The sequence below is a fragment of the Aeromonas sobria genome (assembly GCF_050266975.1).
Classification (GTDB): domain Bacteria; phylum Pseudomonadota; class Gammaproteobacteria; order Enterobacterales; family Aeromonadaceae; genus Aeromonas; species Aeromonas sobria_B.
In genome coordinates this window covers 1-471 of sequence record NZ_JBKISU010000102.1, presented here as the reverse complement: position 1 = coordinate 471, position 471 = coordinate 1, and the positions used below count along the sequence as shown (strand labels likewise).

General features: G+C 59.4%; 1 protein-coding gene. It reads right to left on the bottom strand.

The genetic code is table 11. From position 1 onward, the window contains the following. Window positions 1-471 (bottom strand): transposase (locus ACLHZ1_RS20615; RefSeq protein WP_427263540.1); only part of this gene is annotated, 471 nt, incomplete at both ends.

Below are 471 nucleotides of genomic sequence, written 5' to 3'. Positions count from 1 at the left end.
AGACGATGGGATAGAGCGGATCCAGCGGCCGGTTTTGCCATTCGTGGACCTGCTCGATGACGCGTTCGGTCACCTTCGATACCAGCGCCGCCGAGATGTCGGCGTCATACATCTCTTTGAACGCGTCCACGATATCCCGGGTGCTCAAGCCCCTGGCGTAGAGGGCGAGGATCTGGTCGTCCATCTGGGTCAGGCGGGACTGGCCCTTGCGGACAAACTGAGGCACGAAGGACGCGTTACGGTCACGAGGCGCCTGGATGGTGACCTCTCCGTGCTGCCCTTTGAGGCGTTTGGTGGAATAGCCATTGCGATTATTGCCGGTGCCACGGCCTTGTGGGGCGTGCTTCTCGTAGCCCAGATGCTCGTCCATTTCGGCATTGAGCGCGGTCTCAACAGTGAGCTTGATCAGCTGTTGGGTGAGGGTGCCGAGATCTTTTTCAGACTTGATGTCTTTGGCCAGCTCAGCAGCCA